The sequence below is a fragment of the Modestobacter sp. SYSU DS0511 genome, assembly GCF_054050755.1.
In genome coordinates this window covers 55,739-75,241 of record NZ_JBJGZY010000008.1, presented here as the reverse complement: position 1 = coordinate 75,241, position 19,503 = coordinate 55,739, and the positions used below count along the sequence as shown (strand labels likewise).

14 protein-coding genes and 1 pseudogene are annotated in these 19,503 nt (G+C 71.1%); 9 read left to right on the top strand and 6 right to left on the bottom strand.

The features are described from left to right. Positions 1-479: 479 nt before the first annotated feature. Complete coding sequence (locus ACI783_RS06065) at positions 480-1,667, bottom strand: hypothetical protein (RefSeq protein WP_457139610.1); 1,188 nt, start codon at positions 1,665-1,667, stop codon at positions 480-482. Between the two features lie 260 nt (positions 1,668-1,927). Continuing rightward, the gene (locus ACI783_RS06060; protein WP_457139645.1) at positions 1,928-2,275 is read right to left on the bottom strand and encodes a helicase-related protein; all 348 of its coding nucleotides are present in this window, start codon (positions 2,273-2,275) and stop codon (positions 1,928-1,930) included. Between the two features lie 159 nt (positions 2,276-2,434). On the opposite strand from ACI783_RS06060, the pseudogene ACI783_RS06055 reads away from it, so the two are divergent. The 4 genes and pseudogenes from ACI783_RS06055 (at position 2,435) to ACI783_RS06040 (ending at position 5,548) form a co-directional block, all read left to right on the top strand. Continuing rightward, positions 2,435-2,977: pseudogene (locus tag ACI783_RS06055) on the top strand (UGSC family (seleno)protein). Further along, positions 2,974-4,062, top strand: a complete 1,089-nt coding sequence (locus ACI783_RS06050) for a hypothetical protein (protein ID WP_457139609.1) — start codon at positions 2,974-2,976, stop codon at positions 4,060-4,062. The pseudogene ACI783_RS06055 and the gene ACI783_RS06050 overlap by 4 nt, the downstream one beginning before the upstream one ends. A 225-nt stretch (positions 4,063-4,287) precedes the next feature. After that, positions 4,288-4,704: a hypothetical protein gene (locus ACI783_RS06045; RefSeq protein ID WP_457139608.1), complete on the top strand. Its 417-nt coding sequence runs from the start codon at positions 4,288-4,290 to the stop codon at positions 4,702-4,704. 73 nt (positions 4,705-4,777) lie between these two features. Then, positions 4,778-5,548 (top strand): class F sortase, encoded by a 771-nt coding sequence (locus tag ACI783_RS06040; protein WP_457139607.1) that lies wholly within the window; start codon positions 4,778-4,780, stop codon positions 5,546-5,548. A 194-nt stretch (positions 5,549-5,742) separates the two neighbouring features. Here the strand turns inward: ACI783_RS06040 and ACI783_RS06035 are convergent, their stop codons facing one another. Then, complete coding sequence (locus ACI783_RS06035; RefSeq protein ID WP_457139606.1) at positions 5,743-6,435, bottom strand: response regulator transcription factor; 693 nt, start codon at positions 6,433-6,435, stop codon at positions 5,743-5,745. Between the two features lie 275 nt (positions 6,436-6,710). Here ACI783_RS06035 and ACI783_RS06030 point away from each other — a divergent pair, with 275 nt between their 5' ends. Beyond that, on the top strand, positions 6,711-7,835 hold the full coding sequence (locus ACI783_RS06030; protein WP_457139605.1) for a class II histone deacetylase: 1,125 nt from the start codon (positions 6,711-6,713) through the stop codon (positions 7,833-7,835). A gap of 133 nt (positions 7,836-7,968) precedes the next feature. Here ACI783_RS06030 and ACI783_RS06025 read toward each other — a convergent pair whose 3' ends face one another. Then, a complete protein-coding gene (locus ACI783_RS06025; RefSeq protein ID WP_457139604.1) occupies positions 7,969-8,715 on the bottom strand; it encodes an IclR family transcriptional regulator in 747 nt (248 codons plus the stop codon). After that, positions 8,715-10,139 (bottom strand): APC family permease, encoded by a 1,425-nt coding sequence (locus tag ACI783_RS06020; RefSeq protein WP_457139603.1) that lies wholly within the window; start codon positions 10,137-10,139, stop codon positions 8,715-8,717. Before ACI783_RS06020 ends, ACI783_RS06025 begins: the two co-directional genes overlap by 1 nt. Positions 10,140-10,372: 233 nt before the next feature. Between ACI783_RS06020 and ACI783_RS06015 the strand changes: the two genes are divergently transcribed. From ACI783_RS06015 to ACI783_RS06005, 3 genes are read left to right on the top strand one after another with little or no spacing between them, the layout of a single operon-like run. After that, positions 10,373-11,848: an APC family permease gene (locus tag ACI783_RS06015; RefSeq protein ID WP_457139602.1), complete on the top strand. Its 1,476-nt coding sequence runs from the start codon at positions 10,373-10,375 to the stop codon at positions 11,846-11,848. A gap of 32 nt (positions 11,849-11,880) precedes the next feature. Then, complete coding sequence (locus ACI783_RS06010) at positions 11,881-13,800, top strand: primary-amine oxidase (protein WP_457139601.1); 1,920 nt, start codon at positions 11,881-11,883, stop codon at positions 13,798-13,800. Then, positions 13,797-14,174: a hypothetical protein gene (locus ACI783_RS06005; protein WP_457139600.1), complete on the top strand. Its 378-nt coding sequence runs from the start codon at positions 13,797-13,799 to the stop codon at positions 14,172-14,174. The genes ACI783_RS06010 and ACI783_RS06005 overlap by 4 nt, the downstream gene beginning before the upstream one ends. Before the next feature lie 64 nt (positions 14,175-14,238). Here the strand turns inward: ACI783_RS06005 and ACI783_RS06000 are convergent, their stop codons facing one another. Continuing rightward, positions 14,239-16,911: an AAA domain-containing protein gene (locus tag ACI783_RS06000; RefSeq protein WP_457139599.1), complete on the bottom strand. Its 2,673-nt coding sequence runs from the start codon at positions 16,909-16,911 to the stop codon at positions 14,239-14,241. A gap of 662 nt (positions 16,912-17,573) precedes the next feature. Here ACI783_RS06000 and ACI783_RS05995 point away from each other — a divergent pair. Continuing rightward, positions 17,574-19,334: a hypothetical protein gene (locus ACI783_RS05995; protein WP_457139598.1), complete on the top strand. Its 1,761-nt coding sequence runs from the start codon at positions 17,574-17,576 to the stop codon at positions 19,332-19,334. Positions 19,335-19,503: the final 169 nt, after the last annotated feature.

The window sequence follows — 19,503 nt, the reverse complement described above, 5'->3', positions numbered from 1 at the left end:
CTCATGACACGCGTTGGCTTAGCCCTGTGGGGTAGCCCGGCTGAGTCACCGGGTTGGAAACTGGCCTCGACCAAGGGCGTCAGCCAGGAGAAGAAGGCGCAACTCCTTCACTTCCTTCTTGGCCAAGTGCCGGTAGTCGACATACGCGTGGCCAGGAGCGCGCACTTCGTCTTCACCGAGAGGGGCTCCGGAGTCATCCACGGCCTGAGTTCCGTTGTCTAGGACCACGCCGACACTGCAGCCCCAGACGCCCAGGCTCTGCGAACGCGCGTGGGCGTTGTGCCAGTCCCGCGCCTCCTGAGGAGTCACCTTCTGAGACCAGGAAAAGGAGGGCTTTCCCTTGTCTGCGTCACTCGGCCCAAAAGAACTGCTTGATGGCTGACCAACCTGAGGATCCCAGAGTGGCACGGTGGCCTGTCGATAGAGGATATCGGTTGGTTCGGTGATCGAGGCCTCTCCCTCGCCAAGTGGCGTCAAGCTCACGGAGCGACAACCCGTCGAAGGAAGGCGAGGGCTCCCTCAATGTCCGACGCCTCGGCGTCGTCCGAGACCCTGCCCGCAACCACCAGATGCATCAGTTCGAAGTGCACGTCCGGTGAAACCTCCACGCTCGTCACTTGCTCCGGCGACGCCCATTCCAGCTGAACTCCGCCGTCTTCGAGAGGAAAAATGCCGGGGAGCGGAATGCCTGCCCGAGTGAGCTCTCGCAACAGGTCCCGAGCTGCCTCAAGGGCTGTGAAGGCGACGAGCTCACCGGCGTCGCCGTCCACGCCCTCAAGCCATCCAGAAGACAGCGTGGCCAGTTCAATCAGGCGGCGCGAGTAGTGACCGCCGTCCACCTCGAACAGCTCGACGAAATGTGCGTCGACCTGGTCGATAGATCCCCTGATCGTGCGCAAGTTGCCCGTAACTCGCACGACCGGTGCTACAGCATTTGAGTCCAAGACTGCACGCAAGTCAGAAGTGAGTTCCGGGTCGACGTAGCGACCAGTCACGGCAGTTTCTGATACAGGATGCCGCAGTCGAAACCATCGGTCCTCGGCGTCCAGGGCCACCAACCGCCCAGCTACCGCCCCCTCCGATATTCGCGGCTCGTCATCCTCAATGACAGGGTATGCAATGAGGCGCGGGAGGGCCGCCCGCCTGACCGCTGGGGTATACCGGATAGGTTCATTGCCGCCGGGACGCAGCTCGATAGCGTCGCCCTCCTCCAGAGTGTCCCCGAAAGTACGAAAATCCCCACTATTGGTCCAGTCGAAGGATTCAGGTAGATCGAAGCCAGAGACGAGTGCATTGAAGGCCGCATCCACCGTATCGGCCGCCTGAGCGTAGTAGCGTTCATACGGCGTCGACGCCGAATCGCGCTCCAGCACGGGGGTTGCACTACCCTCCTCAACCGCCGTAATGGCTAGGTTAAAGGCGGACCGAAAGCCCTTCGGCAGATATGATCGTTCTGGGTTCTCAGCTCGCCACTCGGCTGCTGCCACTTCGCGCACCAAACGCTCATAGCGCTCTAGCTCAACGAGCGCCGAAATCGGAAGGCGGCCCTTTTCGAACCGAGGCCCGTCGAGGCGAATCTTCGCGAAAGCGTCAACCTTCATTTTCTGATCACCGTGAACGCCTGGACTGTCCGGGGCGTCTCCGGGGGGAATGTCATCGGCGGACATCACTAGGCAAGGTTAGCATACCAACCATTGCGGGTCGCCGTGGCAGCATTCCTGATGCGCAAGCGATCATTATGTGCGGTGACGAAACTGGTCGGTCGGGCCCATTCTCGACGGCACCTCGGCAGCTACCCCTTCCCCCGATTGAGGTAAGGGCTGCGTGTAGTGGTAATTCGCCGTCTGCTTTTGCAGCAGAGCAGCTCGCTCCCGCTAGCGATCCAGGCGGCTGAGGGCTTGGCGGGCGACCGCGTGATCATTGAGGATCACCCAGTGGTCGACCTGCGCCTGCACTGCTCCCTGACGGATGACGCGGCCGATGCCCTGGTCCAGACGCGCCGGGTTGTCGGGAAGGCCACGGAGACGAGGTGGCGGCAGAATCGGAGGTTGAGTCCGCGCTTGACCACCTTGGAGCCGAGGAGCACGTTGACGTTTGGGTCGCTGCGAAACTCCTCGATCAAACCGGGGTGACTGTCCTTCGCCGTCTCTCCGCGCAGGTTGAGGAGGCCGATGTGGAGGCCTTCGAGCTGATCGGCGACGCAGTCCAGCTCGTCGATGCTCTCGCCGATGACCAAGATCTTGGCGGTCGAGTCGGCATGTAGGAGTCGGGCGATCGGCCAGCAGCTCCGGTGCCTAGGCCTCGGGGCAGATGACCAGCTGCCCGGCGGTGTACTTCGCCGCCGAGGCCCTCTTCCACCACGCGGGACGACGTCCTGTGCGGCCCACGTCCACTACCTAACGTCCCCGCCACCGGCGCGAGCGAGGGAGCGGACATGGCTGTGGGCTTTGAATTGATGGACCCCACCGAGCAGGCCAAGGACGAAGGCACGGCGGTACTGCTCGCCGAGCGGCCGGCCGACCTGCGGGGCAAGCGCCTGGTCCTGATGGACAACGGCAAGCACAACGCCCGTGAGCTGCTGGAGGCGGTCTTCGCGCTCGTCGAGGCGGAGCTGACGCCGTCCGAGGTCATCTGGAAGACCGTCCCCGCCACCTGGCCGGCGCCCGACGAGACGCTCGACGCCATCGCCCAGGAGTGCGACCTCGTCATCGAAGCGGTCGGTGATTAGGGCAGCTGCAGCGCGGCCAGTGTGGCCGACGTCATCCTGATGGAGAAGCGCGGAATCCCGTCGGCAGCGATCTGCACCGACGCACTCAAGGCGAGCGCCGACGCCATGGCGCGCATCCAGGGCGCCCCTGGCTACACGTTCGCCGTCGTCCCCCACCCGGTGAGCAGCCTGGACGCCGACGGCATCGCCGAGCACGCCCGCCTGGCGGCACCGCAGGTCATGGCGATCCTGCGCGGGGAGGTCTCGTGACCGAGCAGCAGACCGGCCTCACCCCCGAGGACCTCATCGCCGCGATCGAGGAGTGCCACGCCAACGGCTGGACCGACGGCCTCCCCGTCGTCCCACCCATCCCGAGCCTGGTGCACCGCTTCCTCGAGCACACCGACCGCTCGCCGTCCGAGGTCATCTGGACGATGACGCAGGTGAAGCGCGGCTGCACCGTCCAGGCCGCGGCGATCAACGCCGCCATGGCCGGCTGCCTCCCCGAGCACTTCCCCGTCGTCCTCGCCGCGCTCGAAGCCGCGGTCGACGAGGGCTGGCCGGGCCTCGGCGGCTGGCAGAGCACCACCGGCGGCGGCCCGCTGCTCGTCGTCAACGGACCCGTCCGCACCGAGCTCGGCTTCAACAGCGGGGGCAACGTGTTCGGTCCCGGCTTCCGGGCCAACGCCACGGTCGGCCGGGCGCTGCGGCTGATCATCATGAACGCCTACGGCATCCGCCCGCACGAGCTCGACCAGGCCACCCAGGGTTTCCCGGGCAAGTTCTCCCTCTGCATCGCGGAGAACGAGGAGGAGAGCCCCTGGGAACCGCTGTCGGTGACCCTCGGGCACGACGCCGGCGTGAGCACCGTGTCCGCGCTGCACACCCGCAGCACCGAGCACGTCGACAACCGCAACACCGGCGACCCGAAGGCCGTGCTCAACGACATCGCCGACACCTGCGGGCGGATCGGGTCGATGACCCGCCGGTTCCGCCGGGTCGGCGTCGTCATCGGCCCCGAGCACGCGCAGCTGCTGGCCCGGCACGGCATGAGCAAGCAGGACGTCCGCGAGTACCTGGCCGAGCACAGCGGCCGGACGGCGGGCACGCTGCGCGCCGCCGGCCGTGGCGAGTCGACCGCCGTCTTCTCCAACCACCCGGGCGCCGCGGCATTCGACGAGAAGCAGGCCTCGGACATCGAGCAGATCCCGGACGACGACCTGGTGACGTCGCTGCGCACTCCGGACGACGTCATCGTGGTGGTGGCCGGCGCCGCCAACGCCGGGATCTCCACGGTGGTGCAGACGCTGGGCTTCCCGACCAAGACCATCGGCACCGCGGTCGTCCGCCGCTGATCGCCACGCTGAGGGGCCACCGACGCGCGTGGCTCCTCAGCCCTGGTCGTCGCAGCCCAGGAGTCGGCCGTCCGCTCGGAACGCCAGCGTCGATGGCGAATACAACAAGACCTGCCAAATCCGTGCGGCCCTGATATCGGAACACGCTCGGCCTGTTGTCCTGGCCTGGTCGCGCCGCCACGCCAGGCTCAGGGCACTCACCGGGCTACTCCACAGGAGAAACCAATGCGTCTCCGCAGCACCGCCGTCGCCACCGTGCTCTTCGCGGGTCTGTCGATCCCCATGGCCGGGACCGCGCTCGCCGCTGACATCTACAACTGTGACGACTTCACGTACCAGGAAGAGGCCCAGGCGGTCTTCGACCAAGACCCCAGCGACCCGAACCAGCTCGACGACGAGGACCCCGACCAGCTCGCCTGCGAAGCGCTGCCGAGCAACGGCGGCTCGGTCACCGTCTCGGCGGGTACGAACGGCACCACCGACGGTCAGGTCACCACCACTCCGCAGGGCGCCGTCGCGGCCGGTGACGGCAGCGCCGCGGAGGACGGCAGCGTCCTGCCCTACGTCCTCGGTGGCCTCGCCTTCGCCGGCGCCGGTGGCGCCGCGCTGGCCGCGCGTCGCAGCTCCCGCACCACCGCCTGACGCCACCTGCGTGCAGCACCGCGCATTCCGGGCTACCGGTCCGGGTCTCACCGAGACCCGGACCGGTGGCCCGGTGCGCATCACCGGGGCCTATCCCCCACCGCTGGTCGACCACCAGCCCACCGAGGCGCCCTACCCGACCGCTGACCGACCGCGCGTCACGCGGTACGACCGCTCCCGGCACCGTGCACCCCGGCCGACTGCACCGCGGGTGTGGGCCGGTACTTCGGCTGCGCTCGCCGTCGCCGGACTCAGCGCGGTGCTGTTCCTCCCCCAGGGCGCACCCAGCTCCGCGCGCCTGGACGCCCCCGTCGCGGTCGCCGCGACCGCCGGGGCCGGCGTTCCCAGTGCGCCACCTCCGTCGGCGACGCCGGACGCCGTCCTGCAGCTGCCGGCGAGCGCCCCGGTGCACATCCAGATCCCCGCGCTCGGGGTGACGTCCGACGTCATGGAGCTCGGCCTGGAGCGCGACGGCTCCCTGGAGGTGCCGCCCGGCGCCTACCCCGTCGGCTGGTACGAGGGCAGCCCCACGCCAGGGCAACGGGGGCCGGCCGTCGTCGCCGGGCACGTCGACTGGCACGGCGAGCCGGGCGCGTTCTACGGCCTCCGGGAGCTCCTCCCCGGCGACGAGGTCGTCATCGAGCGGGCGGACGGCACCATGGCCACCTTCCGGGTCGATCGGGTCGAGGAGCACGGCAAGGACGCCTTCCCCACCGACGCCGTCTACGGCGACATCGACCACGCGGGGCTGCGCTTGATCACCTGCGGCGGCGCCTTCGACGACGAGTCCGGTGGCTACCTGGACAACGTGATCGTCTTCGCGGACCTGGTGAGCTCAGACTGACCGGCCAGCGTCGGTCGACCCGCACCTGCACCCACTCGACCTCGGGTATCTGTGCTCGACCGGCGCGGAGACGCAGAGGTTCCTGGTCAGCCTCGTCGACTGAGCAGGAACCCTGCGCATCGACCCAGCAGTCCTCCTACGCTCACGGGTGCATCCTCGCCAGCACACCGTGACCGGCCGGAACGGCCGCGTGATCAGGCCTCGGGGAGCAGGCCCGCCCTCACTGCCAAGGTGGCTGCCTGCACCCGGCTGGACACGCCCAGCTTGCCGAGCAAGTGCTCCACGTGCGTGGACACCGTGCGGGTCGCGACGACGAGCTGCTCCGCGATCTCGCGGTTCGACAGCCCGGTGGCCAGCAGCCGGAGCACCTCGAGCTCCCGCGGTGACAGGCCCAGCGAGCGGTAGCGCTCCGCCTCCTCGATGAGGCCGGCGAGCGTGGGACGCAGCCCCAGGAAGACCTGCTTTGTGCGCGGGGCGATGACCTCGGCCACCGAGTTCACGTTGCAGACGCCGACGACCGCACCCCGACGGTTCGTGACCAGGGCCGACATCCCGTTCCCGAAGCCGGACGGGCTGAGCACCTCCCGGGCGGTGTGGCTCTCCCGGAAACCCGGGATGTCCTCCCAGGAGAACAGCTCCTCCGGGTTCCGCCGCTGCCTGCGGAAGCCCATGCACCTCGTGGTGAACCGGGTCGAGGTGTAGTAGCGGGCGACGCGCTCCTCGTGCCCGAGGTTGGCCAGCTCGATGTGCTCCCCCGAGCGGGGGTCGATCGAGTTGACCTGCGCCACGTCGAGGTTCGTCTCCGCGCACAGCAGCTCGACCGCACCCCGCAGCCGGGCGAGCGGTCCCCCCGACGCGACGGCTCGGAGCGACTCCTCGAACGTCATGTCCGGCACCAGAGCCCTCCGATGTCCGCGCGGCCGCCCAGCCGCCTCCGGGTGCCGGCAACGGTATCCACGCGCCCGTGTCCGGCGGGTTTTAACGGCATGACGACGGCGTTCCGGCGAACGGGACGCCTCCCCGGCGGCCGCGCGGATACGTCACCTCACCGATAGCCCGCCTCACGCGGTCTTCCTAGCGTCGGCTGCCGACAGCACCCAGGTCCGGACGACGGCCGGACGCCCGGGTCGCGTCACCACCCCGCAGCCCCCAGGAGGACACCATGACCACCGGCTACCTGTGGCACCCGCTGTACGGCTGGAACGACACCGGCAGCGGCTCGCTCACCCCCGCAGACCCGGCAGCGGGTCTGCAACCTGTCGCCTTCCACATGGCCCACGCCGACAACAAGCGACGGATCAACGAGCTGGTCGAGGTCAGCGGGCTCATCGACGCGGTCGAGAAGGTCCCGGCCCGGTACGCCACCCGCGAGGAGATCCTCCGGGTGCACACCGTCGAGCACCACGACCGGATCGTCGCCGAGAGCAAGCTGCCGAAGGGCGGGGACGCCGGGGACGGCATCTCGCCGTTCGGCCGGGGCGGCTACGAGATCGCCGCACTCGCCGCAGGTGGCGCCATCGCGATGGTGGACGCCGTGGTCGAGGGACGGGTCGACAACGGGTACGCCCTGGTGCACCCGTGCGGACACCACGCGGTCGCCGAGATGGGCATGGGCTTCTGCGTCTTCAACAACGTCGCCATTGCCGTCCAGCACGCGCGAGAGGTGCTCGGCGTCGAGCGGGTCGCCGTCGTCGACTGGGACGTGCACCACGGCAACGGCACCCAGGCGATCTTCTGGGAGGACCCGTCGGTGCTCACCATCTCGCTGCACCAGGACAGGTTCTTCCCCCAGGACCAGGGCTTCACCACCGAGCGGGGCGGCGGCGCCGGACTCAACACCAACCTCAACGTCCCGCTGCCGCCCGGCACCGGGGACGGCGGGTACATCCGGGCGATGGAGTCGGTGGTGGTCCCGGCGCTGCGCGCGTTCCAGCCCGACCTGATCATCGTCGGCTGCGGGTTCGACCCCAACATCATGGACCCGCTGTCGCACACGATGGTGACGGCGCAGGGCTTCGCGACGCTCACCGAACTCGCCAAGTCCGCCGCCGCGGAGATTTGCGACGGCAAGCTGGTCATGGTGCAGGAGGGCGGCTACAGCATCCACTACCTCGCCGTCTGCGGAGCGCTCACGATCGCGGCACTCGCCGGCGTTGAGCCGATCGCGGACCCCTACTGGTTCCTCTTCGAGAACATGTACGGGCGGGCCGAGCTGCTGCCGGCGCAGATCGACGCGATCGACGCGGCCGCCAAGGAGGTCGACACCGTCCCCGGTCGCGCGAGCTAGCACCGACGGACGCCGAGACCACCCGCCGAACCCGCGGCGGGTGGTCTCGGCACGCCACGCGCAGGCCGTCCCCCGACCCGCACCGTGCGGCCGACGGTGCCGAACCGTCCCCGCGGCGATGCCGGTCGAGCGGTCAGGCCAGCAACGGCATCAGCTGGGCAACCCGCTGGGAGACGGCCGCCAGGTGCTCGACCGGCGCCGCCGACCGAGCACCGGTCACCGCCACTCCGGCGACCAGCTCGTCCCTCCGCGACCGCACGGCGCCGACCAGGCAGCCGACCTGCTCGTGCAGTTCACCCGACTGCGCGGCCCAACCCCGCGCTCGGATGTCGACGAGGCAGGCGTCCAGAGCATCCGGCCTGGTCGTCGTCTCGTTGGTGAACCGGGCCAGCCGATTCGGCGGCAGCAGGTCGCGCCACTCGGGCTGCTCGGCCAGCAGCAGCTTGCCGGCCGCGGTTGCGTGCAGGTGACGCTCCACCAGCTGTGGGTCCTGCAGCGGCAGGTCGGGGTCCATGTCGGCCACGCGCAGCGTCGTCGCCGTGTACAGGATCAGGTGCACCCCGGCCCGCACCTCCCGCCGCAGCTCGGCGAGCACCTCCCGCGCGGCAGTGGGCACCCGCAACGGCGCGATCGCCCCCGCCAGGCCGGCCACCTTCCGGCCCAGCGCGAACCCGCGCAGGTCGGGCAGCCGCACCAGGTACTCCTCCCCCACCAGCAGGTTCAGCAGCCGGTACGCCGTCGCCGGGGGCAGCGACAGTGATTCGGCCACCTCCTTGGCCGTCACCCCCGCCCCCATCCGCGCCACGCACTCCAGCACCGCAAGCGCGCTCTGCACCGCCTTGGGCTGCCGCCCGGTCAGCCCCGCGTCCGACACCGCCATCAGGCCGCCAACGACCCGGGCAGCACGCTCGCCACCGTCGGCTCGTCGTAGACGCCCACCCTCCGCAACCGCGCGGGCCACCGGAAACGGAGCCACCCCAGCCACGCCACCCCCGGCGTCAACGCGCCCAGGTACACCAGCGCCGCCAGCCGACCGTCCACCCAGCCCGACCCGCTCACCGCCACCACCAGCACGACCGACCACAGCCCCGCCGCCGCGATCCCGCCGACCAGCGGCGCGCGGGTCAGCTCCCCGATCCGGCGTAGGAACAGCGGCATCGCCACGCACACCAGCACGTAGGCCACCACGTAGCCGATCGCCGACACCGTCAGCGTCCCGGTCAGCACGCCCCGCCCGGAGAACCCGCCCACCAGCGCCACGAACGGCACCCCCACGACGACGGGCAGCACCAGCAGCAGCGCCACGAACGGCGTCCCCAACCGGCGGTGCGTCCGGCCCAGCGACGCCGCCAGCACCCCCTCCCGGCCCATCGAGAACAGCACCCGGGCCAGCGCGTTCGTCGACCCGGTCACGCAGGCGAAGAACGACGCCGCGATCCCCACCTCCAGCGCCCACGCCACCGGCCCGATCTCCGCGGCCAGCCGCCCGACCGGCACGGGGCTGAGCAGAACCTCCAGCGGCGCGGCCCGCAGAAGCACCACCTGCGCCGCCGTCCCGGCCAGGAACAGCACCCCGGCCACCGCCGGCGTCCACAGCACCGCCCGCGGCACCGCCCGCAGCGGCCGCTGCGCCTCCACCCCGAGCACGGTCGCGCTCTCGAACCCCATGAACCCGACGACGCCCAGCACGACGCCTATCGCGAGCCCGCCCCAGCGCACGTCCCCGTCGACCACGGGCGCGGCCGACCCCAGGTCGGGCGAGACCCGGACCACCAGCACGGCCAGCACGGCGAGCACCAGCCCGATCGACACCACCTCCAGCGCCAGCGCCACCCGCGCCGAGAGCTGGATGCCGCGCACCGTGCACCAGCCGGCCAGCCCGCCCACCAGGAGCACCAGCCAGGCCACCGCCGACACCGGCAGCGAGAACAGCGCCGCCAGGTACAGCGCGCACCCGACCAGCGCCGACATCGACACCGCCGCGTAGCCGATCGCCAGCGACCACCCGCCGACCACCGCTCCGGAGGCGCCCAGCCCACGCGCGGTGTAGGTGTAGACGCCGCCGACCGCGGCCAGCCGGCGGGCGAACTGGGTGAGGCACCAGCCCACCAGCAGCACCAGCGCGGTGGCCGCGGCGAACGCCGGCAGCGTCGCCGCGCCGCTCTGCACCAGCACGATCGCCGGCGTCGTCACCATCGCCGCCGACGGCGCCAGCGCCGACACCGACTGGGCCAGCACCTCCCAGAAGGTCAGCCGCCGCCGGTGCAGGCCGGCCACCGGTGAGACGCGGGCGAGTCGGGTCACGCAACAGCCTCCAGCATCCGGGGAACGCTGGAGAGTAGGCAGCCCGGCTTTGCGCCGGTGTTACGTCGCGACCCCCAACCGGTCGCACCCCGAATGAGAAAGCCCGGTCGCGGCTCTCTCATTCAGCACGCGGCAGAACGTCAGCGACGGGAGACGCCGCGGCAACCGGCTGCGACCAGGGTCTGCGGGCAACGCGACGCCACCGGGGCGCCGCCCGAGCCGGGAGCCCAGCCTTGGCCATCTCCGACCCGCCCGCCACCGGCGCGCCGACGTCGTCCGTCGGCAGCAAGCCCAGCGCCGTCTCCACCCGCAGCCTCTCCGGCTCACTCGGCGTCGGCGCGATCATCTTCATGGTGGTCGCCGCCGCCGCGCCGCTCACGGTCATCGCCGGGTCGGTGCCGATCGGCATCCTCATCGGCAACGGCGCGGGCTACCCGGCCAGCTACGCGATCAGCGCGGTCATCCTGCTGTTCTTCGCCGTCGGCTTCGTCGCGATGACCCCGCACGTGCCGCAGGCCGGCGCCTTCTACTCCTACATCTCCCGCGGACTCGGCCGCCCGCTCGGCCTGGGCGCGGCGATGCTCGCGCTGCTCACCTACATCACCATCCAGGGCGCCGTGCTCGGCTACATCGGCCAGGCGATCGGCGACCTGCTCGGCCGCTACGGCGTCGCCTCCCCGCCCTGGTGGGTGTGGACGCTGGCGATGGTCGCCCTGATCGGGGTGCTCGGCTACCGGCACATCGACCTGTCCAGCAAGGTGCTCGGGCTGCTGCTGATCGCCGAGATCGCCATCGTCGTCGTCCTGGACGTCGCGGTCGTCGGGCAGGGCGGCGGCCCCGAGGGCTTCTCCGGCGGCATCCTCTCCCCCGCCGAGATCACCAGCGGCTCACCCGCACTGGGCCTGATGTTCGCCATCGCCGGGTTTATCGGCTTCGAAGCGACCGCCGTCTTCCGCGACGAGGCGCGCGACCCCGAGCGCACCATCCCCCGCGCGACCTATCTGGCGCTGGCGATCATCGGCGTCTTCTACGCCGTCTCCAGCTGGGCGATCGTCACCGCCTGGGGCGACGAGGCCGCCGTGGCCCGTGCCGCCGAGGACCCGGGCTCGATGGTGGTGGAGACGACGGAGGTCCACCTGGGCACCGTCGTCGCCGACGTGCTCAACGTCCTGCTCGTGACCAGCCTGTTCGCCTGCGCGCTGAGCTTCCACAACGTGCTGGCCCGCTACTACTTCAACCTGGGCAACACCGGCGTGCTGCACAGCCGGCTCGGCAACGCCCACGCCACGCACTCCTCCCCGGCGTCGGCCTCGCTCACCCAGACGGTGGTCAGCGGCGCGCTGATGGTCGCCTGCGCGATCGCCGGCCTGGACCCGGTGCTGGAGGTCTTCACCTGGCTGTCCGGCATCGCCACCGTCGGCATCGTCGGCCTGATGCTGCTCACCTGCACCGCGGTACTGGTCTTCTTCCGCCGCACCAAGGTCGACACCCGGCCCTGGCAGACGCTGATCGCCCCCGGGCTCGGTTTCCTCGGGCTCGCCGCGATCCTCGTCGTCCTCGTGCAGAACCTGCCGCTGCTGATGGGCGAGTCGACCGCACTCGGCGTCGGCGCCGGCGTCCTGCTGCTGGCCTGCCTGCTCGCCGGCCCGGTGATCGCGAAGACCCGCCCGCAGGCCGCCGCCCTCACCGACACCGACCTCTCGCACTGATCAACCTGGAAAGGACCCGCACTCCCATGACGATGACCGCACCCGTCAGCACCGCCACCCACCCGCTCTCCCGGCTCAGCGCCGAGGAGTTCACCGCGATCCGCGAGATCGTCACCGAGGCCGGCCTGGTCACCGAGTCGACCAAGTTCGTCTACGTCGGCCTGGACGAGCCGCACAAGAACGTCGTCCTCGCCTGGCAGCCCGGCGACCCGATCGAGCGCAGGGCCCGCGTGCTGCTGCTCGACCGCGCCACCGGCAACGGCTCGGACCTGACCGTGTCGATCACCGGCCGCACCGTCGAGACCAACACGCCGATCGACGCCCTCGCCGACGGGCAGGTGCCGATCCTGGACGCCGAGTTCGAGGCGATCGAGCCCATCCTCGCCGCCGACGAGCGCTGGGTCGCCGCGATGGCCAAGCGCGGCCTGGACGTCGCGAACGTGCGCAGCGTGCCGCTGTCGGCCGGCTCCTACTTCCCCGACGAGTTCGGCACCCGCGTCGTGCGGGTGCTCGGCTTCCACCAGGCCGACGAGGCCGACCTGCCCTGGGCGCACCCCGTGGACGGCGTCGTCGCGTTCGTCGACGTCACCCGCGGCGTGGCGATCGACGTCCAGGACCACTTCGACCTGCCCGTGCCGGCCGAGCGCGCCGACCTGGACCAGGAGACCCACCCGCACGCCGTTCGCGACCTCAAGCCCATCGAGATCACCCAGCCCGAGGGCCGCAGCTTCACCGTGGACGACGACGTCATCCGCTGGGCCGGCTGGGAGGTGCGCGTCGGCTTCGACGCCCGCGAGGGGCTGACCCTCAACCAGGTCTCCATCGACGGCCGCTCGGTGATCCACCGCGCCTCGATCGCCGAGATGGTCGTGCCCTACGCCGACCCCTCGCCGGTGCGGTTCTGGCAGAACTACTTCGACACCGGCGAGTACCTCTTCGCCCGCTACACCAACTCCCTGGAGCTGGGCTGCGACTGCCTCGGCGAGATCCACTACTTCGACGGTGTCCTCGCCGACGAGGAGGGGAACCCGCGCACCATCAAGAACGCCATCTGCCTCCACGAGGAGGACTACGGCGTCGCCTGGAAGCACACCGACATGTTCAACGGCATGGTCGAGACCCGGCGCTCGCGGCGGCTGGTGATCAGCTTCTTCACCACGATCGGCAACTACGACTACGGCTTCTACTGGTACCTCTACACCGACGGCACCATCCAGCTGGAGTCCAAGGCCACCGGGATCGTGTTCACGTCGGCCTACCGCGGCGAGGAGCACCCCTACGCCACGGAGATCGCCCCCGGGCTGGGCGCGCCGTTCCACCAGCACCTGTTCTCCGCGCGGCTGGACATGGCGGTCGACGGCGTCGACAACACCGTGCACGAGGTGGACGCCGTCCGGGTGCCGATGTCTCCCGAGAACCCGTACGGCAACGCGTTCACCCGCAAGCTCACCCCGCTGACTCACGAGTTGGAGGCCGCCCGGCTCACCGACGCCACCGTCGGGCGGACCTGGCACATCGTCAACCCGGGCAAGACCAACCGCCTGGGCCAGCCGGTCGGGTACGCGCTGCACCCGGAGAACTCCCCGGTGCTGCTCGCCGACGACGACTCCTCGATCAACAAGCGGGCCACCTTCTCCACCAAGAGCCTGTGGGTGACCGCCTACGACCCGGCCGAGCGGTATCCGGCCGGCGACTTCGTCAACCAGCACCCCGGCGACGGCGGGCTGCCGGCGTTCGTCGCCGACGACGCCCGGGTGGAGAACACCGACGTCGTCCTCTGGCACACCTTCGGGCTGACCCACTTCCCGCGCCCGGAGGACTGGCCGGTCATGCCCACCGACTACTCCGGCTTCACCCTCAAGCCGGTCGGCTTCTTCGACCGGAACCCGGCGCTCGGTGTCCCGAAGTCGACCTCGTCGCACTGCGCGACCGGCGAGGGGCACTGCTCGTGACCACCGCCGTCGTCGCCACCCGGCCGAGGGCGGTTGCCCTCGGCCGGGTGGCCGCCGGCCTGGCCGTGGGGTCGGCGGCGGTGCACCTGCTGCTGGTCGACGGCTCGCTCGGCTCGCTGGTGATGGTGCTGATGGCGGCGGCCTGCCTGCCGTGCGCGTGGCACCTGTGGCGGTCACCGACCGGGTCGGTCTGGCGGTTCACCGCCCTGGTGGACGCCGCGATGCTGGTGCTGCACGCGCAGATGCTCGGCGGCTCGGGCGGCCACCAGCACGCGCACCACACGGCCGGCCCGGGTGCGCTGATGTGGCTGGGCCTCGGGCTGGTGGGTGCGCAGCTGGTCCTCGCTGCAGCCGCCGCCGTCCGCCGCTCCTGAGCCCGCGCAGCGCTGTGCGTCCGGTGCCCGTTCCACCCCCGGAATGGGCACCGGACGCACACCGTCAGGCGCTGGTTATCTCCTGAGCCACCTGGTGCGGCTCAGCGAGGCACCGCCACGCGGGAACGCGGACGACCTGCCACCCCAGGCGCTCGATGACCGCGTCTTGAGCGAGATCCTGACGCCGCTGGCGCCCGCGCGGATCGAGGTGCTGGCTGCCATCGCACTCGACGTCGATCCGCCGTCCGTCGGCCTGCCGGATGGCGAAGTCGAGTTCGTACCCCGACTCCACGAGCTTTGGGACGACGTCCGCGCCAACCGCCCGGAGCGCGGCGAACAGCCGGCGCTCCGCCTCCGAGTGCAAGCGCGGGTCCTCCCGCAGGTCGTCTGTCGAACGGCCGGGGACTCGGCGCGATGCGCTGACCAGCGCCTGCAACGTCGGCGCCTCGAGATCGGTCAGCGCCCGGGCATCGCCCACCACGACCAGCGCACGTTTCGCCCGGCTCACCGCGACGTTGATCAGGTTGCGCTCCCTCTCCACCCACCGGGTCGTGCGGGGGTTCGCCCCTGCGGACAGGACCGTGGAGAAGAGCACGATGTCCCGCTCCCCTCCCTGCAGCCGGTGCGCCGTGCCCACCACCAGCTCCCGTGCTCGGCGCTGCTCCTCGCTCACAGCCTGCTCCAGCCCACGGCGGATCAGGTCGGCCTGTGCTGCGAACGGGGTGACGACCCCCAGGGTCCCCGCCTCGCCCCCGTGTTCTACGACCCAGCGGACGACGGCGTCGGCCTCCGCACGGTTGTACGCGCCACCCCTGGGGCCGGCGTCGGTACGCCCATCGACCTGCACCCAGTGCAGGCCCTGCAGCCCGTCGCCTGCCGTGCTCGGATCGGTCAGCACCCGGAGGTCGCCGCCATAGAACGCCTCGTTGACGTAGGCGGCGATCTCCGGGTGGCAGCGGTAGTGCTCGGCGAGCAGGTAGGGCGACCGGCCGGCGCGATGGTCGAAGCCGGCGAACGCCGAGTCCCGGCCGTAGGACACCTTTGCCTCGTGCATCGCGTCCTCGTCGGCCCCGACCGACGCGGCCACCGCCGCCAGGTCCTGCTTCGAGGGCGTCACGACGGGGGCGAGCTGGTTCGGGTCGCCGACCACGACGATCCGCTTGGCCCGGTAGGCCATCGGGAGGACGTCGGCCACGCTGCACTGGCTGGCCTCGTCCACGACCAGCAGATCGAACAGCCCCGCGGTCAGCGAGAAGTTGGACCGCGCCGACAGCGCCGTGCAGGCCCACCCGGCGGCATGGGGCAGCGCGCGGGTCAGGGCTGCGGCCCGGGCATCCCGTGCTCCGGGACGCATGTCGGCCAGCTGGTGCAACGCCGTCCGCCCAGCCGCCAACCGGGCCGACACCGCGCGCCGGACGACGTCCCTGCATGCGGCGGCCCACTCCTGATCCGCGGCCGCCAGCTCGGCGCGCTCCGCTTCGCCGTCCCGGGGCTCGTGCCCGGCGAGCTGCTGATGCGCCTGGTCCCACCGGATTTCGCCCTCGGCCCAGGCTGCCAGGTCCGTCACGGTCACCCCGGGGTCCGCGGACAGCTGTGCGGACGCCAGAACGCGCTGCTGCCGCGCCCTCCGGAACCACCACGCCCGGCCGGCCCGCCGGGCACGGGTGGCCAGTTCAGCTCTGCGATCGTGCACGGGAGACGGCTCGGCGGTGCCCCACAGCACCGTGCGCTGCTGTTCGAGGTCCAGGGCCAGCTGGGCCAGCTCACCCTCGAGGGCGGCTCGCGCGGCCAGACGGTCGTGGAGGGCGGTGCGGCGCTCGATGGCGAGGTCCAGCCGGCGGCGCCCGACCTCGGGTGAGGGGCCGGTGAACGCCGGGCGGGCGGCCAACTCTCGGAGAACGGCAGGCAGTGCCTCTCGGTGATCCCGGTTGCCGGTGCGCACGAGCGCGCCATCGTCGACGGCGTGCGCCTTCTCCACGGCGGCCCGCACAGCCTGGTTGTTCGTACTGGTCACCAGCACCGTCTCCCCACGGAGCCAGGCTCCGGCGACGATCGCCGCGACCAGCTGGCTCTTCCCCGTTCCAGGTGGACCGGTGACCGCGGTGACCGGCGCGCTACCGGATGCCGCCAGCGCCTCCTCCTGGGATGCGTTCAACGTCAGGGGTGCAGCCGGTTTTGAGAGCTGCTCGAGCTCCACCGCTGGCGCCTGCTCCAGCAGGAACCGAGCCGCGGTTGCCCTCCAGTCCTGGCGGGTGCGCAGCGTGGTCAGCTCCTCGACGAGGCCACGGGTCATGACGTCCGAGGTGCCACGGAAGGCCATGGCCCTGTCGTGCACGCCTGCACTGAGTGCGCCCTGCCGTGTGCCGGCTCGCTCCGCACCGATCACCTGGCCGTCCAGCCCCAGAGCCACCAGGACGTCCCGCAGCTGGCCGACCAGGGCAGCCGGGTCCCCGAACGCCAGCCCGTCAGCCACGGCCGCCGAGGCCACCGCGACGGCGTCCGGCGGGAAGAACGCCGTCGACACCAGGGCGCTGTTCAGGCGCGGCTGGTCATCCCGGGGCACCGCGCTGGTCGCTCCCTCAGGGAGCTCCAGCTGCGTCAGGAGGAGCGGCGCCACCCTGAGGGCGCGCTTGGCGTCCGCCAGCACGACCACCGGCCAGCCGACGAACACCGCACCCCTACCGCGATCGTCGAGGAACAGGGCGCGCAGTGGTTCCTCCGCCACCAGATCGTCCACCTCGCCGATGATGAGCTGCGCTCCCTCGTGCCCGAGAGCGACCCAGTCGTGGGAATCGGCCAGTCGCACCGGCTCAGCGACCGACGCTCGCTGCACGCAGGCCAGGTGGTAGCGCACCAGCTGGTCCCACCGCGGGTCCGCGTCGGCCTCCGACCGAGTGGCCCGGCCACCGGCCAGCTGCCCGGCGGCCGTCGGCCTGGCCGACGGTGGCCTGGCCGACGGTGGCCTTGCCGACGGTGGCCGCGTTCCCCGTGAGCAGGGCAGGCAGGTCGTCACTCTGGTCGACGGGTCCCAGGAGGCCGTCGTCCCTGCCGGGAGTGCCCGCCGGCACTCCCGGCAGGAGGCCGGGTACCGCAAGGGGATCCGCCGGGCCGTCATCTCGGCACCGGTACGTGCAGGTTCCGACCCGTCATGGACCGGAAGCTACGCCCGGCGGATGACATCGGTGGTGTCCCTGACGACGGTGCCCCGCCCGCCGACACGATCGCGGCAGTGATCAGCAGGCCGATCCGCCGGCGAGCCGTTAGCTTCCCAGCACGCGTCGCCCTGTCTGCCGCGAGAGGGACCCCATGGAGCTCAGCCCCGCCGAGGAACAGTTGCTCCGCCGTGTCCGAACCGGCAACGACGCGGGCACCGAGCATCTCCTCCCCGTTCGAGCGGCCATGCTGCGGGACCTCCTCGTGAACCGGCTCGGCACCGCACCAGCCGGTGAGCCCGCCGTCGTCGTCCGGGACGTCGTCGTCCGGGATCCACTCGACCTGGCCGGACTCGACTTCCCGAAGAGCCTCCTCTTCGAACGTTGCGAGTTCCGGGACGGCATCCGACTCGACGACGCCTCGCTGGTGGCGCTCACGTTGCACACCTGCCGGGCCTCACACCTCACCGCCCCGGGGCTGGAGCTGCGGGGGGACCTGGTGCTCATCGACAGCCGCTTCGGCGTCGACGACGGGAAGAGTCTCGGTGACCTTCCGTGCACCTGCCACGACGCCCCTGGTCCGGGGGAAGCCGAGTCGCAGGCCCCTCCCCCGCCCGATCCGCCTGGTGCCGCGGCCCCCGCCGCCGTGACGTTGACCGGCGCCCGGATCCGAGCTCTGCGCGGCGGTGACTGCCACGTCCACGGGCGAATGGACCTGACTGCTCTCCAGGTGACCCACGACCTGGACGTCCCGGGCTGGCGGTTCTTCCTGCCCGGGGACACGGCACTCGTCGCCGACCGGGTTTCCGTCGGCGGGGATGCCAACCTCCGCGACTGCCACGTCCACGGGGCCCTCGACATGATCCTCGCGTCGGTGACCGGCTACCTCACCCTCAACAAGACCGAGATCTGCGGCAAGCCGACGCTGGACCTCCACACCGGTCCCGAGCGACTGGCGCTCAACCTCGACGGCACCACCGTCGGCCACATGGTGTACCTGATGGACGGCTTCCGAGCCGATGGCATGGTGCGGGCGATCGGGCTCTGCGCGACCAACTACTTCGGCATCTCCGGCCGCATCGAGAACCCAGGGTCCACGGCGTTGCACGCCCAACGGCTGAGCTGCCGGGGCGCCGTCGTCATCTCGACCGACGACTCCTCCGGGAGCCGTGAGCCGACCCGCATCGACGGGGCGATCCGGCTCGACGCCGCCCGGATCGACGGCGGGCTCGTCCTCGACCGGACCGTCGTCCTCCCCGGCGGGATCCAGACCCGGGAGCGGCAGCCCAGGCGCTACTGGCTCTACGCCCGTGACGTCGCCGCAGGACGGCTGTTCCTCGGCGACACCGACTTCCGGCGCTCCAGCGGAGCCGACGAACCGCTCGTGGACATCAGTGAGGCCGCCATCGGCGTCCTCGACGACGACCTGGGTCGCTGGCCGAGCGGCGAAGGATCGCTCCGGCTCCGCGGTCTCACCTACCGTGCATTCGGCGACCAGGCCGCCGGGGACGCCAGCGAGCGCCTGAAGTGGCTCGCCCGCCAATGCGGCTACGTTCCGCAGCCCTACCAACAGCTGGCCGCGGTCTACCGCGCTGCGGGCGACCGGACCGCCGCCGTCCGGGTCGAGATCGCGAGACGGAAGCACCGTCGCCGAACGCTGCCGATCGCCATCCGGCCTTTCGACGCCGCTGTCCACGCGCTGCTCGGGTACGGCTATCGCATCTGGGTCCTGGCACTGGCGCTGGTGGTGGTGTACGGGGGCGGCGTCCTCGCGTTCCACGTCATCCCCGCCGATTTCACACCGCGCAATCCGGCACTGGCCGGCGACCCGCCGTCCCCGTGGCTGTACACCCTGGACTGGTTGGTCCCGGTCCTCAACCTCCAACAGCGCACCACCTGGGCGCCGCAGGGCTGGGAGTCGGTCGTCGCCGTCGCCTTGGCGGTGGTGGGCTGGCTGTCGACGGCGCTGCTCATCGCCGCCGCCACCGGCGTCGTCAAGCGGGAGTGAGCGTCGCCCGGGCGACGAGACCCGGCAGCTCCACGCCCCGCGCGGTGGCGGCTCCCCACACCCCTCCTCCCATCGACGGGCACGGGCGGTCAACGACGGCCCGGTCGGTTATCGTCGAGCGCGTTCCTGTACGTCCGTGTGTAACTACCTGCTTGTGGAGCAAGGCGGC